The following is a 13,525-nucleotide window of genomic DNA, read 5'->3' as shown; positions in this document are numbered from 1 at the left end:
TGGAAGTCTCCTTAAGTTTGATCCTGCAGCATCTGGTATACCTTGACGATGGAAGTAGCGACATCGACCATCCGTTTCCGTTCGTTCATGGCCTGCTTGCGCAGCAGGTCGTAAGCTTCGGATTCGCTGATGTTCCTGGCTTTGGAGAGAATACCTTTGGCCATGTCGATCCATTTACGCTCCTCAAGCCGGGATAACAGCTGTTCCCGTTCCTTGAGCCATTGCTGGCGCTCGAAGCATTGCCTGGAGCTGAAGTGAAGAATCCAGTGGATCTCCTGGGGCTGCATCGCCGGAGACAATATTCCGTCCACCATAATATCATCTCCACAGGCAGAGACGGATAACGTTGCGGTCCGCGGGGTACACCACCAGAGTACCGGGGCAACCTTGTGCTGAACCAGAATACTTCTCCAATAGCTGATCTCAGTAACGGGGAGATGGAGAATGAAGGCATCCGTGTCACCGATCAGCGGAAAGACCTGATCTTCCGAAGCAGCCGTCCCGATCACATAACCACAGGAACTGAGGATACTGTCAGGAGTTGGGGAGGAGCGTTCTTCTGCGGAATTCTCTGTTCTGCCCGGATCTATAACTAACAGGGAATGCATAGTTGACGACGCTCCTTTTACATATAATAAGGGGATAAGTCTGCACACCAGTGTAGAATAAGTACAGTCGGAATAAAGATGATGTAATATTATATAACACAGTTCAGGTAATTTTGTCGATGAATTAAAATAATAAAATTTTATATGTCATAATTATTGACGTAATCAGGATGGCTGTAGTATAGTCGTTTTAACAAATTCATCAATTCTGCGAATACAACGATGTATTCGGTTGAAGCGGCAATGGCGCCTGCTTTCACTTAAATCGCAACGGAAGAAGTATGTTTCCGGGCGGAGTGAAGCGGGCTATTTCTGTTGTTTACCTGGAGAGGAGAGAGATACATGTCAGCAATTCGCAAAAAACTGATATTAGTCGGTAACGGAATGGCAGGGGTACGGGCGATTGAGCATCTGCTCAAATTAGCGCCGGAGGCTTATGACATTACAATCTTTGGTTCGGAGCCGCATCCGAATTATAACCGGATCATGTTGTCTTCTGTTCTTGCAGGCGGTGCAAGCCTTGATGAGATCGTAATCAACGACCTGGAGTGGTACCGGAGCTTCAATATTCAGCTGTATACGGGACACACCGTAACCTCCATTGATCCTGTAGAGCGCAAGGTCCATACGGATAAAGGAATTACTGCAAGTTATGATGAGCTGATTCTGGCAACCGGCTCCAACCCCTTCATGCTGCCGATCCCAGGTGCCGAGAAGGAGGGCGTCATTGCCTTCCGGGATATCAAGGATACACAAATCATGCAGGAGGTATCGCAAAAATATGGCAAAGCGCTGGTGATCGGCGGCGGTCTCCTCGGACTGGAGGCGGCAAGAGGGCTGCTGCATCTGGGGATGGAGGTATCGGTAGTCCACATCCATGAATATATTATGGAGCGCCAGCTGGACGAGTCCGCCTCCGTAATGCTGCGCAAGGAACTGGAAGCCCAGGGAATGAAGTTCCTGCTGAAGAAGCAGTCTGAAGCGGTTCTTGGCAAAAAGCGGGTCAAAGGCCTTTTGTTCGCAGATGGCAGCATTGAAGACGCGGATCTGATTGTGATGGCTGTCGGCATCAAGCCGAATGTAGAGCTTGCCCGCAGCAGCGGGATTGAAGTCAACCGCGGAATCATCGTAAATGACTATATGGAGAGCAGCCTGCCCGGCATCTATGCCGTCGGGGAGTGCGCGGAACACCGGGGTATTGCCTACGGGCTAGTGGCTCCGCTATATGAACAGGGGGCTGTCCTGGCTAAAAGGCTGGCAGGTGTACCAACAGAAGGCTACGCCGGTTCGGTTACCTCTACCAAGCTGAAAGTATCCGGCGTCGATGTGTTCTCGGCAGGACAATTCACCGAACAGCCCGGCACCAAGGCGCTGCGGTTCCAGGATGAGACCGATGGTGTGTATAAGAAGCTGGTCATTCACGGTGATAAACTGATTGGAGCCGTGCTGTTCGGAGATACAGGTGACGGGGCGCAGTTATTCTCGATGATTAAGAAGGGCGAGAATATTAAGGGGAGAGAGAAAGAGCTGCTGCTCGGAATATCTGCCGATCCGCTGGCACCCAAAGGGAACCGGCTTGAAGGAATGGCAGATGATGAGATCATCTGCGGCTGCAATGGAGTCTCGAAAGGGGCGATTGCCGAGGCGATTACCTCCGGCGGCTGTACCAGTGTAGGGCAGATCAAAGCCTGCACCAAAGCCTCGGCTTCCTGCGGCGGCTGCAAGCCGCTGGTGGAAGGACTGCTGCAGCTATATGCCGGCGAGGCTGCCGTAACGGTCAAAGAAGGAATCTGCGGCTGCACCACGCTCGGGCGGGATGAGATCGTCGCCGAAATCAAGCGGATGAAGCTGATGACCGTCAAGGAAGTCATGAATGTCCTGGAGTGGGGCAATGAAGAAGGGTGCGCCAAATGCCGTCCATCCCTGAACTACTATCTGGGGATGCTCTATCCTGAAGAATATATTGATGAGAATGAATCGAGATTCACCAATGAGCGCTACCATGCCAATATCCAAAAGGACGGTACGTATTCCGTGGTACCGAGAATCTACGGCGGTGTTACCTCTCCAGCTGAACTGATCAAGATTGCCCAGGTTGCGGTGAAGTTCGAGGTGCCGCTGGTCAAGTTCACCGGCGGACAACGGCTCGATCTGCTTGGGGTGAAGAAGGAGGACCTGCCGAAGATGTGGGAAGAGCTGGATATGCCCTCCGGCCATGCCTACGGCAAGACACTGCGGACAGTGAAAACCTGTGTCGGCTCCACCTATTGCCGGTTCGGCACACAGGATGCCCTTGGAATGGGTATCCGGCTGGAACAGGCTTTTGAACGGCTGAACACACCGGGCAAAGTGAAGCTGGCCGTATCCGGATGTCCGCGCAACTGTGCGGAAGCGACAATTAAGGACTTCGGAGTCGTAGCCATTGACGGCGGCTGGGAGCTGCATATCGGCGGTAACGGCGGCGTTCATGTCCGGGCCACGGAACTGCTCTGCGTGGTGAAGACCGATGATGAGGTGATGGAGTGGGCCAGTGCGTTCCTGCAATATTACCGTGAGAATGCCGGGTGGAATGAACGGACTGCCCAGTGGGTGGAACGTGTCGGGCTTGACAGCATCAAGCAGGCGCTGGAGTCCCGCGAGGCACGATTGGCGCTGCAGGAGAGAATTCAGAAGACGCTTAGTCTTACCACCGATCCATGGAAGCAAATTGTGAATACACCGGAGCTGCGCAAAAATTTCGAACCGATCTCCTTGCCGGAGACAGTCTAAGGGGGCTTACAAATGACAATGACCAAGATGCTCATTGGTAACTTGAACGATATTGACATCAAGGGATCGCGTAAGTTACGGGTGGGAGATACCGAGATTGCCTTGTTCCGGTTAAGCAGCGGTGAGGTGCTGGCAGTGGAGAATAAATGCCCGCATAAAGGCGGAGTCTTATCCGAAGGAATGGTCTGCGGTTCCAAGGTGCATTGTCCGCTCCATGACTGGCGGATCGATCTCCATAGCGGTGACGTGCAGGCACCGGATACAGGGCATGTGACAACCTATGAGGTGGAGGTTGATCACACCAGCGGCAGCTTGTACCTAACGATATAATTCATCCGAGCATATAAGGGGGATTCCTAATGGACTATGTCAAACCAAGTGAAGTATTGACTTCAATGATTGAAGCCGGCAAGACCAAAGCGGAACTGGGCATTATGCAGCTGATTGTCCGCGGCAGTCTCGGCGGCGCCATTCTGGCCTGTGCCACAACACTGGCCTTTACCGCCACCGCCCAGACCAAGATCCCGATGGTTGGTGCACTTCTGTTTCCTGTAGGCTTTGTGATGATCATTCTGCTTGGGCTAGAACTCGTCACCGGCAGCTTTGCCCTGGTCCCGCTGGCTGTGCTGGAGAAGCGGACAACAATAAAACGGATGCTGGGCAATTTCTTCTGGGTTATTATCGGGCATCTGATTGGATGCGCAGTATACGCAGCTCTGTATGGACTCACAATTACGAAGATGGGGACGGATATGTCGAATCCGCTGATCCAGACATTAATTACGACCAGTGAGGCTAAGACTACAGCATACAAGAGCATGGGGGCTGAGGGGATGACCCTTGTCTTCATCAAAGCGATGCTCTGCAACTGGATGGTTACGCTGGGTGCGGTAATGGCTATGACCTCGAAGTCCACATCCGGCAAAATCTTCGCCATGTGGCTGCCGATCCTGACCTTCTTCGGGCAAGGCTTCGAGCATACGGTTGTCAACTTCTTCGTTATTCCTGCCGGAATGATGCTTGGCGCGAATGTCAGCTTCGCGGACTGGTGGATCTGGAACGGCATTCCCGTTCTGATCGGCAATTTCGCCGGAGGCCTGCTGTTCACAGGCATTCTTCTCTATCTGTCGCAAAAAAGCTTCAAACCCGGAGCCGCTTCTGAAGCCGGATTGACGCCGGGACGCGATACAGTGATCTCAACCACAACCGCCCTGGAGAAAAGCCTATGAAGCAGGGCAGCATATCCATTGTCGGTGCAGGCCCCGGTGATCCCGAGCTGATTACAGTCAAGGCACTGCGGCGTATTCAGAGTGCAGATGTGATTCTGTATGACCGCCTGGTGAATGAAGAGCTGCTGGGCTATGCCAAAAGCGATGTTCTGCGCATCTACTGCGGCAAAGCGCCCGGACTTCACTCGATGCCGCAGGAATCCACCCAGCAGCTGATGATCAACTATGCTGCAGCCGGATGTCACGTGGTACGCCTGAAAGGCGGAGACCCGTTTGTCTTCGGACGCGGCGGAGAGGAAACGCTGGAAGCCGCTGCAGCGGGAATCCCATACGAAGTGATTCCCGGGATCACCTCGGCGGTCGGCGCAGCCGCTTCTGCCGGCATCCCGCTGACCCATCGCGGTTTGGCAGCCTCATTCGCTATCGTGACGGGCAGCCGCTGCCATGATCAGGACTCTCCGGTACGATGGGATGCACTTGCCCATAGTGTAGACACCCTTGTCATCTATATGGGAGTCAGCAAACTGGGCGAGATTTGTGATCAGCTTCTTAAGCATGGCAAAGACCCGCTGACACCTATTGCCCTGATTGAGAACGGGACAACAGTGCGCGAACGGACAGTGACCGGAACGCTCGGCAGTATCGGCAAACTGGCAGCGGCGATGAGAATCAGCAATCCGGCCATCATCATTATTGGCGAAGTGGTTAAGGTAAGAGAGGAACTGCTCAGCCTGGAAAAGACAGTGCGCTCACAGATCGGCTAGGATATAGCATATCCCTAATCAGGCGTTGATATGTCCCAAGCACAGGCTTGGGCACGTCAACGCCTGATGATATGTTATATTAATGTCATACCCAAAGTGACTGCTGTCACAGGAGTCCGGGCAAAATACACACTATACTAGACACCTGATCGAATTCGCAGGCATTTTGCCCTACAAAGGAGAGAAATATCTGATGCATATACAACTAAACCCGCTCACCGAAGAACGGCTTGCGCAGAGCCTTGCCGGCCAGCCCGGGCAATTCAAAATGTTCTATGATACAGAGGATTGCGGCTGCAATGGCGTTCTAGTCATCCGGATTGTAAGCGGGCCTTCCCCGACGGATATCGTATTTCAAACCGAACCCTTTACCTTTCTGTGTGACCGGCAGCAGGAATCCCTATTCGATGAGATCATGCGACTGGAAGCAGAGGAAGGCTACCCAGCCTACAAACTGACAAGCGATTCTACCTTGTTCGGCAGTAATATCAGGGTGCAGGATGCACGCAACTAACAACGGTATGTAATAAGGCCATCAACCGTGAATAACGGGAGATGGCCTTGTTTTAGAAGCAGGGCAGACTTTTAATAAGCAGTCCATCCGCCATCGGCCGTTACCACCGCTCCATTAATAAAGCTTGCTTCGTCTGAGCCGAGGAACAGGGCAAGCTGCGCGATTTCCTCCGGTTTGCCTGTGCGCGGATTAAGAGCCAATCCCGGCTGCGTACGTCCCATCCCGAATTCATTAATATGCGTCATGGTAGATCCGATATTGGTCTCCACCCCGCCCGGAGCAATCGCATTGCAGCGGATGCCCTGAGGAGCATACATGAATCCGGTATTCTTGGTGAATCCGACAACCGCATGCTTGGAGGCTGTGTAAGCTGCACCTGCCCGGGCACCAAAAAGTCCGCCTGCGGATGCTACGTTAATGATCACCCCTTGCTGTTTAGCCAAGAAGATAGGGAGTACTTTACGTGTAGCACGCATTACGGATGTAGTATTGACGGCAAAGATGCGGTTCCAGCTGTCATCCTCAATGTCACCTGCCGGTTCAAAGTTATCCATAATCCCCGCGTTGTTCACCAGGATATCTACGGTTCCGTAGGTTTTTACTGTAGTGTCGATCAGGTTCTGGATATCAGATTCATCAGCAACATTTGCTTTCACCGCGAGGGCTTCACCGCCGCCGGACTTAATCTCCCCGGCCACCGTCTCCGCAGCCTCCAAGTGAATATCCGCCACTACTACCTTAGCACCTTCTTTGGCATAGAGAGCCGCAATCGCTTTGCCCATACCGGATGCCGCGCCGGTTACTATTGCCACTTTGTTCTGAAGTCTCACATGTACGCCTCCCGCTTGAATTTATACTTTGTCTGGTCTAGTATCATTTGATCCATGGGGTTTTATGCGCCGGGTTGACGCTATACTTCGTGAAGGCTTACCATATAGGCTATATGAACGGAAAGAGGATGAAGTACATGATCATGATCGGACTGGATATCGGAACCACCTCAATTTCCGGATTGCTCTACGATTTGGAGACACGAACCGTCCTGCATACGATTACTGAGGAACAAACAAGTAAACCATCCAGCCGGAATCATGAATGGGAACGTCTGCAGGAGCCGGGGATTATTCTGCAGCAGGCTGAACGTATCCTTGGTCTCCTGCTGTCAAGGGAGCCGGAAGCAGCAGGAATCGGCCTGACCGGGCAGATGCACGGGATTCTATATATAGACCAGAGCGGCAATCCTCTGGGCCCGCTCTATACCTGGCAGGATGGGAGAGGCGGCCAGCCTTGTGTGGAGGACAGCAGTTACACTTATGCGCAGAAGCTAAGTCGACTTGCCGGATATCATATAGCTCCCGGCTACGGACTGGCCACTCATTATTATAATTTGCAGCATCAGCTGGTGCCTGAGCACGCAGTCCAATTCTGCACGATTTCGGATTACATCGCGATGAGGCTGGCGAACAGCGCTGCACCACTAATGGATGCAACACAGGCAGCCGGTATCGGGGGCTTCAATTTACCGACGGGCGATTTTGACCAAATAGCGCTCATTAAGGCCGGAATCGATGTGACGATATTGCCGCCGGTCGTCCCTTCCGGAACCGCAATCGGTACAACACTTCAGGGAATTCCGGTGTATACTTCGCTCGGTGACAATCAGGCCAGCTTCCTGGGCAGCGTGCCGCAGCCCGCCGGTTCATTGCTGCTGAACATCGGTACGGGAAGCCAGCTGTCGGCCTGGCTTCCTGAATACAACGATGCGCCATCAGCAATGGAGGTGCGCCCTTATCCGGGCGGTGGAGTACTCATGGTAGGGGCTGCGCTTAGCGGCGGCAGATCCTATGCTCTGCTGGAAGGCTTCTTCCGGCAGCTGATCACAGCTTACACAGGAGAAGCACCTGCAGATATCTATTCTCTGCTGGCTCAGTTGCTTACGGAAGAGCCAGCAGATGGTATGACCGCCGGACTACAGGTGAACACACAGTTTCTGGGTACAAGAGCAGAGCCGGACAAGCGCGGCAGCATCAAGGGAATCACACTGGATAACTTCACACCTGCCGGACTGGCCCACGCTTTTCTCCAGGGGATGATTGACGAACTGTACAGCTTCCTTAAGGAGCTGGAGCAGCAAGGGGCGAAGGGGTTCACCTGCCTCATAGGTTCCGGTAATGCATTGCGGACTAATCCGGTGCTGTGTGCCAAGGCGGAGGCTTCGTTCGGATTACTGCTTACGCTTGGCGTGCAAGCAGAAGAGGCTGCTGTAGGCGCGGCGCTCTGTGCCGCTGTGGGCAGCGGGTTGATCTCCAGTTTCGGGGAAGCCGGAGCTTTTCTTGGAGACTATTATCATTGACAAAATATATTATTTATGCTATAATTTATATATTAAAAGTTTGCCTATATAATGAGATTCTCCCGGCCGGGGGAATCTTATTTTTTTATGGGAGGATACACGTTTGAAGCAGAATGAGTCCAGTTTAACTTCCAAAGTAGCAGCGTTTGGCCGAGCCTATCACAGTAAATATGACACACCTAAGATTTTCGATGATTATTTGGCCCAAGACTTGATTTCAGCGCCGGAGTTTTCAGACATCAGCAAGAATATGGTGCAGGGCATCTCTTTTTTCAACACAGACATTGCAAATCAACATCAGGATGATCCGGACGCCATTCTGAAATGGATTACACATGTACAGCTGTCTCCGACCCCGCTCGCGCGTGCTGCTTACTGTGAGGCAATATTACTGCATGAGCTAACCTTAGGACTGAAGCAGTATGTCATCCTTGGAGCCGGACTTGATACCTTTGGCTACCGTCATCCTGAATTGAAAGACCAGCTGGAGATATTTGAAGTGGACTATCCGGCTACACAGGAGTTCAAGCAGCAGCGGCTCAGTGACGCCGGGCTGGAGATTCCGGTCAATCTTCACTTTGTACCCATGGACTTCACCAGGGAATTCTCTTCTTCCAATCTGATTGGGCAAGGGTTTGATTCACAAGCCAAGACCTTCTTCAGCCTGCTGGGTGTGTCCTACTATCTGACGAAAGAGGAGAACGCCAGACTGATTACTGAAGTATTCGCCGGTCTCCCGGCAGGTAGCTCTATCGTATTTGATTATGCGGATGAGCGGCTTTTTGAAGAGAAGGGACTGTCCGGCCGGGTGGAAAAGATGCTACAGATGGCTGCCGTCAGCGGTGAGCCGATGCAATCCTGCTTCGCTTATCATGAACTGGAGCAGCTGCTGGAGCAAGCAGGCCTGCTGATTTATGAGCACTTGTCCCCGGCAGAGATCAATGACAGGTTCTTCAGCAACCGGAGTGATGCTTTGACCGCTTTTGAGACGATTCATTATATTCATGCGATAAAACAATAATAATTATCCGAATTACAAAGGAACCTCTCAGTCTATTATTATAGGCGGGAGGTTCTTTTCGATAAGGAATGCGGAGGAAGATGCTTCCCCGTAAATAAAAGCTTCCACAGCCGCAGCAGCTACGTTCCTGTCCGGATGGGAATTATCGATCTGTGCCACATGGGAAGCCGGAAGCGGCCATGCCACAGTGCGGCTGCCCAAGGAAGCGCTGAACTCATCCCAGTGTGCGAACTTCCAGGCATCCAGCGGGGACTGTCTGCCCTCAAGCCGTTCACGGAACGTTGCCGCATCAGGAAGACTGACCATCACAACTTTGACCTCGACCTCCGCCAGTGTACGTCCGATGCGCGACAATTCACGCACGATCCACTCCGGGTCGGCCGCTTCCTTGGTGAAGGGACCCACGACGAATATATCGCTTTGCAGGCCGATATTGTCCAGCGCAGCGTCCATCGTAATCCGGTACCCCAGGTCCCGGCATAAGCTTTTATATTCATCCGAATCCCTGTCATCGGGGTCCAGTCCATGCAGAGTCATGATCGCGGTAGCTGCCGGACGCAGCAGAATATCCATATCGAATACAGAGGCCGGGCGCCGGGCTGCTATGGTTTTGGCGAGTGTTGTTTTGCCGGCCCCGCCCGGACCGAGGAAAAATACAAGTTTGTTCATTAGACGCTCTCCTTGAAATGTGCAGCATTCTCTTGCAGCTCGCGGATGAAGCGCTTGGTCGCTGCACACATGTATTTTTCTTTGCGGAACACAACGCCTATCCGGCGTGTCGGCGAAGGATTAATAATCGGAAGCACCCGTACCGAATCCTTCTGCAGATGCTCCATTAAGCTGCGGGGCAGAACCGTGCACCCCATGCCGCTCTCCGCCATATGGACAAGTGCCTCTATCGTGGTCATCTCCAGAAAAGGTTTAATTGTGAATCCTAATGATTCACTGTAGTCATTCAACAGCTGCCGGATGAAGAAGTTGTCCGGCAGGAGAACGAGCGGAAGCTCCGCAAGCTGCTTCATAGGGATGCCGTCCTGCCAGGCTTCATACGCAGGTTCCAGGGGGGCGACCAGGCATAATTCCTCCATGAACAGCGGAATGCTATCCAGCTCCGGGTCCTCCGGCGGGAGGAAGAGGATACCCAGATCCAGCTGATTCATCAGCAGGCCCTCTCTGATCTGGCTGGTAGGCAGCCCAAGGATGGACAGCCGGATATTCGGATACTCCTTGTGGAACCGGATAACCGCAGGAGAGATCAGGTAGCTCTCCACAGTATAAAGACAGCCCACGGATAGCGCACCGCGTTCCAGCCCGTGGAGCTCGTCGATCGCATTTTTGGATTGATTCAATTCGTAGAAGATATTTTGGCTGTGATGCTTGAGTATTTTGCCCGCTTCGGTCAATGCGATCTTCTTGCCGATCCGGTCGAACAGCGGGGTGCCGACCTCATACTCCAGATTCCGGATCTGCTGGCTAAGCGAAGGCTGCGATATCCGGACCTTGTCCGCTGCGCGGGTAAAATGCATTTCTTCACACACGGCCAAGAAATACTCCAGCTGCTTCATTTCCATGAGGATTCACTTCATTCCTTTGTTTAATTTGCATTGGCTGAAACTATGATAATGATAGCCTATTCTGAATAGAAAAAGCACCTGCCATTCTCTAAAATAAGAGTTGTCAGAAACAACAAAACTTAGAAAAGAGGAATTACAATGGCAAAAGCGGTGTTTTATCATGCGGGTTGTCCGGTATGTGTAGATGCGGAGCAGATGATTCTGAACTATCTGGACCCGGCCAAAACCGAAATCGAAGTCGTGAATTTCAGCACGGATACCTCCCGGATTGAAGAAGCTGAGCTGGCAGGAGTGAAATCCGTTCCGGCACTTGTTCTGGATGGTTTGGTCTATCATATTAATTTCGGAGCCAGCATGGAGGATGTTAAAAAGTAATCAAAGTATAATCTTTTAGATATTGAGCTGCAAATACATCCTATTCCACAGGTATGAAGGGATGTGTTTGCGGCTTTTTGCGAGTAGATGGAGTAGGAAGTCTGCTGTTATGATAAAGTGTATAGGATAACGGGACATAGCCCGGAAGAATGGCGGGAGGCTTAACAGAATGTTGAATATCAGATACATAGAGCGCAGAGATAATGCGGCCGTTGAAGGGATTATCCGGGAATGTCTGATTGAATTCGGGGGCAACCGTGACGGTCTCGCCTGGGCTGATGACAGCATGCATGACCTATACACCTATTACAATAGTGCTGCGAACAGGGCTTACTGGATTGTTGAAGAAGATGGGGAGGTGCTTGGCGGCTGCGGAATTGCACCTTTTGATGAGGAGAACGGGATCTGTGAGCTGCAGAAAATGTATCTGTCATCCGCCATCCGCGGCCAAGGAGCTGCTGCAGATCTATTAGGGACGGCGCTGGCATTCGCCAGGCAGCATTACAGCAGATGTTATCTGGAGACGCTGCAGACCATGCAGGCCGCAGGCCGTTTCTATCTCAAACATGGTTTCGGGCTGCTGGATGCTCCGCTTGCCGGTTCAGAGCATTATGCCTGCGACGCCTGGTATATCAAAGATTTGTCTTAGAAATTCAGAACATTGTATCCACAATCCTTCCTTGAAGATCCAGGGAGGATTATTTTCATTTTTCAAATTACGCGTCCTTGTGATAAATGACTCTGACAAAAGCTCTCCATTTTGAAATAGTGTATGTACACGATAAATACAACAGGAGGAGAATAATCTATGACAACAGCCGGAGACCCTTCTTCACCCAATATCCGCGTTTCCAGTGTCTGCAGCTGTATTAATCTGCGGAGGGCTTCCTCAGCAGTCACAGGAATATATGACGGATTTCTGTCTTCAAGCGGTTTAAATATCAGCCAGTTTTCTTTACTGAAGCATATTTACTCCCTCGGACCGGCAAGTGTCAGCGACCTGGCACTTAAGATGAGACTGGACCGGACCACTATTGTCCGCAATCTCAAGGCACTGGAACAGATTGGCTATGTGGAGGATATTTCTCCGCAGGGAAGCCGGAACCGCCTGCTGATCCTGTCGGAGAGCGGGAAAGTGAAATATATAGCTGCCGGGAACCAATGGGAGCAGGCGCAGAGTTTTTTGCAGGAGGCATTGGGCGATGAAGATATGAAAGTACTTACTACCCTTTTATCCAAAGTGGAGAAACTGATGGCCTGAGCATAATCTCGACTCTTGGTTCATCAAACTTTACGCAGTAATGACGCAACAGCAGTTGCTTATCGCCAATTCGTGTATATACACGATAACTTCCGGATAGAAAGAGTACACTCAAGAGGAGGGAAGACCATGCACCCAGACAGTGCTGCAATTAATGAAAGAGCGGAAGAGGAACAGAAGCAGCTCATTATTGAAGTGATGAAAGCCTTTGTTAAGGAGAGCCCATTGAACTGGTCAGATGTACTTCAGGGACCTTATTATGATGAGCCTATCATTCAATTTGCTTCAGCTGACGATCCTTTGTTTCAGGAGTATAAAAGCATTATTGGTCCCGGCCATGCAACGCCAAAAGAGGTAATAGAGCGTTCATTCGGTTCAGGGACCTACAATGGCGGTTCGGTGATCAGCATAGTGCTGCCCATTCATGAATCCATCAGGAAGGCCAACCGTCAGCAGAAGGATAGAGCTTCACGGGAGTGGGCCCTGCTGCGTACGTTCGGGGATGAGTATTTCTTGAAGGCGGCACGCATTCATCTGACGGACTATATAATAAACCTTGGCCGCCTTGCGGCTGCGCCGCTGGATACGGATTGGTACGGGATCTCCAGTACAGAAACGGGCCCAATCTCCAATTGGTCAGAACGTCATGTTGCTTATGCTGCCGGGCTGGGCACCTTCAGTCTTAATGATGGATTCATTTCGGAGAAGGGAATTGCCATACGGCTGCTGTCGGTAGTAACGGATTTGCAGTTACCGTCTGATCCAAGATCCGCGGCTACTCATACGGGAAATTGTTTGTTATGCAGCAAAGGGAGCTGTGGCGTCTGCATTACCCGCTGCCCGGTGCAGGCGATCAGCACAAACGGCCATGACAAAATCGCCTGCATGAAATTTGTGTATGGCCAGAGTTCACGGGAGTGGGCGGTCCAGAACGGCGGAGAGGCTACATCAGGAGCTGGCTGCGGGTTATGCCAGACCAAGGTGCCCTGTGAGAGCAGAAATCCGATGCGAAATGTTAAGTGAAGTACGAAGCACTTCCCTGGTGGAGGTGCTTTTT

The 13,525-nt window shown here is 51.7% G+C and carries 15 protein-coding genes; 11 read left to right on the top strand and 4 right to left on the bottom strand.

Features of this window, described 5'->3' with window-relative positions:
- Window positions 1–11 precede the first annotated feature (11 nt).
- A complete protein-coding gene (locus NSQ73_RS16040) occupies window positions 12–608 on the bottom strand; it encodes an ANTAR domain-containing response regulator (RefSeq protein ID WP_039291592.1) in 597 nt (198 codons plus the stop codon).
- Between the two features lie 342 nt (window positions 609–950).
- Between NSQ73_RS16040 and nirB the strand changes: the two genes are divergently transcribed.
- The 5 genes from nirB (at window position 951) to NSQ73_RS16015 (ending at window position 5,884) form a co-directional block, all read left to right on the top strand.
- Entirely contained in the window at window positions 951–3,377 is a 2,427-nt protein-coding gene (gene nirB / locus NSQ73_RS16035) for a nitrite reductase large subunit NirB (protein ID WP_340987247.1), read from the top strand.
- A gap of 18 nt (window positions 3,378–3,395) precedes the next feature.
- A complete protein-coding gene (gene nirD / locus NSQ73_RS16030) occupies window positions 3,396–3,707 on the top strand; it encodes a nitrite reductase small subunit NirD (RefSeq protein WP_042141172.1) in 312 nt (103 codons plus the stop codon).
- Between the two features lie 29 nt (window positions 3,708–3,736).
- Complete coding sequence (locus NSQ73_RS16025; RefSeq protein ID WP_340987246.1) at window positions 3,737–4,606, top strand: formate/nitrite transporter family protein; 870 nt, start codon at window positions 3,737–3,739, stop codon at window positions 4,604–4,606.
- Window positions 4,603–5,370: a uroporphyrinogen-III C-methyltransferase gene (gene cobA / locus NSQ73_RS16020; RefSeq protein ID WP_340987245.1), complete on the top strand. Its 768-nt coding sequence runs from the start codon at window positions 4,603–4,605 to the stop codon at window positions 5,368–5,370. Before NSQ73_RS16025 ends, cobA begins: the two co-directional genes overlap by 4 nt.
- Before the next feature lie 193 nt (window positions 5,371–5,563).
- Window positions 5,564–5,884 (top strand): iron-sulfur cluster biosynthesis family protein, encoded by a 321-nt coding sequence (locus NSQ73_RS16015; protein ID WP_340987244.1) that lies wholly within the window; start codon window positions 5,564–5,566, stop codon window positions 5,882–5,884.
- Between the two features lie 71 nt (window positions 5,885–5,955).
- On the opposite strand, the gene NSQ73_RS16010 is transcribed toward NSQ73_RS16015, so the two are convergent.
- Entirely contained in the window at window positions 5,956–6,714 is a 759-nt protein-coding gene (locus NSQ73_RS16010; RefSeq protein ID WP_039291601.1) for an SDR family oxidoreductase, read from the bottom strand.
- A 137-nt stretch (window positions 6,715–6,851) separates the two neighbouring features.
- Between NSQ73_RS16010 and NSQ73_RS16005 the strand changes: the two genes are divergently transcribed.
- Window positions 6,852–8,237, top strand: coding sequence for a sedoheptulokinase (locus NSQ73_RS16005; RefSeq protein WP_340987243.1), 1,386 nt, complete (start codon window positions 6,852–6,854; stop codon window positions 8,235–8,237).
- A gap of 103 nt (window positions 8,238–8,340) precedes the next feature.
- Window positions 8,341–9,258, top strand: a complete 918-nt coding sequence (locus tag NSQ73_RS16000; RefSeq protein ID WP_340987242.1) for a class I SAM-dependent methyltransferase — start codon at window positions 8,341–8,343, stop codon at window positions 9,256–9,258.
- A 27-nt stretch (window positions 9,259–9,285) separates the two neighbouring features.
- Here NSQ73_RS16000 and NSQ73_RS15995 read toward each other — a convergent pair whose 3' ends face one another.
- Window positions 9,286–9,927 carry an AAA family ATPase gene (locus NSQ73_RS15995; protein WP_340987241.1) on the bottom strand — a complete coding sequence of 214 codons (642 nt, stop codon included), beginning with the start codon at window positions 9,925–9,927 and terminating at the stop codon, window positions 9,286–9,288.
- Complete coding sequence (locus NSQ73_RS15990) at window positions 9,927–10,829, bottom strand: LysR substrate-binding domain-containing protein (RefSeq protein WP_340987240.1); 903 nt, start codon at window positions 10,827–10,829, stop codon at window positions 9,927–9,929. Before NSQ73_RS15990 ends, NSQ73_RS15995 begins: the two co-directional genes overlap by 1 nt.
- Before the next feature lie 141 nt (window positions 10,830–10,970).
- Between NSQ73_RS15990 and NSQ73_RS15985 the strand changes: the two genes are divergently transcribed.
- The 4 genes from NSQ73_RS15985 to NSQ73_RS15970 all read left to right on the top strand — a co-directional run bounded on the left by NSQ73_RS15985 (window position 10,971) and on the right by NSQ73_RS15970 (window position 13,491).
- Window positions 10,971–11,207, top strand: a complete 237-nt coding sequence (locus NSQ73_RS15985; RefSeq protein ID WP_340987239.1) for a thioredoxin family protein — start codon at window positions 10,971–10,973, stop codon at window positions 11,205–11,207.
- Window positions 11,208–11,376: 169 nt separating this feature from the next.
- Entirely contained in the window at window positions 11,377–11,856 is a 480-nt protein-coding gene (locus NSQ73_RS15980) for a GNAT family N-acetyltransferase (RefSeq protein ID WP_340987238.1), read from the top strand.
- Window positions 11,857–12,015: 159 nt separating this feature from the next.
- Window positions 12,016–12,468 carry a MarR family winged helix-turn-helix transcriptional regulator gene (locus NSQ73_RS15975; protein WP_042137172.1) on the top strand — a complete coding sequence of 151 codons (453 nt, stop codon included), beginning with the start codon at window positions 12,016–12,018 and terminating at the stop codon, window positions 12,466–12,468.
- 129 nt (window positions 12,469–12,597) lie between these two features.
- Window positions 12,598–13,491: a (Fe-S)-binding protein gene (locus NSQ73_RS15970; protein WP_340987237.1), complete on the top strand. Its 894-nt coding sequence runs from the start codon at window positions 12,598–12,600 to the stop codon at window positions 13,489–13,491.
- Window positions 13,492–13,525 lie beyond the last annotated feature (34 nt).

This window comes from Paenibacillus sp. FSL R10-2736 (assembly GCF_038000245.1).
In the GTDB taxonomy this organism is placed as follows: domain Bacteria; phylum Bacillota; class Bacilli; order Paenibacillales; family Paenibacillaceae; genus Paenibacillus_AQ; species Paenibacillus_AQ phytohabitans.
This window is presented reverse-complemented; position numbering and strand designations above follow the sequence as displayed.

Excerpts from the sequence above, each read along its gene's own strand:
- NSQ73_RS16040 (WP_039291592.1), bottom strand. The coding sequence starts at position 608 with ATGCATTCCCTGTTAGTTATAGATCCGGGCAGAACAGAGAATTCCGCA.
- nirB (WP_340987247.1), top strand. The coding sequence starts at position 951 with ATGTCAGCAATTCGCAAAAAACTGATATTAGTCGGTAACGGAATGGCA.
- nirD (WP_042141172.1), top strand. The coding sequence starts at position 3,396 with ATGACCAAGATGCTCATTGGTAACTTGAACGATATTGACATCAAGGGA.
- NSQ73_RS16025 (WP_340987246.1), top strand. The coding sequence starts at position 3,737 with ATGGACTATGTCAAACCAAGTGAAGTATTGACTTCAATGATTGAAGCC.
- cobA (WP_340987245.1), top strand. The coding sequence starts at position 4,603 with ATGAAGCAGGGCAGCATATCCATTGTCGGTGCAGGCCCCGGTGATCCC.
- NSQ73_RS16015 (WP_340987244.1), top strand. The coding sequence starts at position 5,564 with ATGCATATACAACTAAACCCGCTCACCGAAGAACGGCTTGCGCAGAGC.
- NSQ73_RS16005 (WP_340987243.1), top strand. The coding sequence starts at position 6,852 with ATGATCATGATCGGACTGGATATCGGAACCACCTCAATTTCCGGATTG.
- NSQ73_RS15995 (WP_340987241.1), bottom strand. The coding sequence starts at position 9,927 with ATGAACAAACTTGTATTTTTCCTCGGTCCGGGCGGGGCCGGCAAAACA.
- NSQ73_RS15990 (WP_340987240.1), bottom strand. The coding sequence starts at position 10,829 with ATGGAAATGAAGCAGCTGGAGTATTTCTTGGCCGTGTGTGAAGAAATG.
- NSQ73_RS15985 (WP_340987239.1), top strand. The coding sequence starts at position 10,971 with ATGGCAAAAGCGGTGTTTTATCATGCGGGTTGTCCGGTATGTGTAGAT.
- NSQ73_RS15980 (WP_340987238.1), top strand. The coding sequence starts at position 11,377 with ATGTTGAATATCAGATACATAGAGCGCAGAGATAATGCGGCCGTTGAA.
- NSQ73_RS15975 (WP_042137172.1), top strand. The coding sequence starts at position 12,016 with ATGACAACAGCCGGAGACCCTTCTTCACCCAATATCCGCGTTTCCAGT.
- NSQ73_RS15970 (WP_340987237.1), top strand. The coding sequence starts at position 12,598 with ATGCACCCAGACAGTGCTGCAATTAATGAAAGAGCGGAAGAGGAACAG.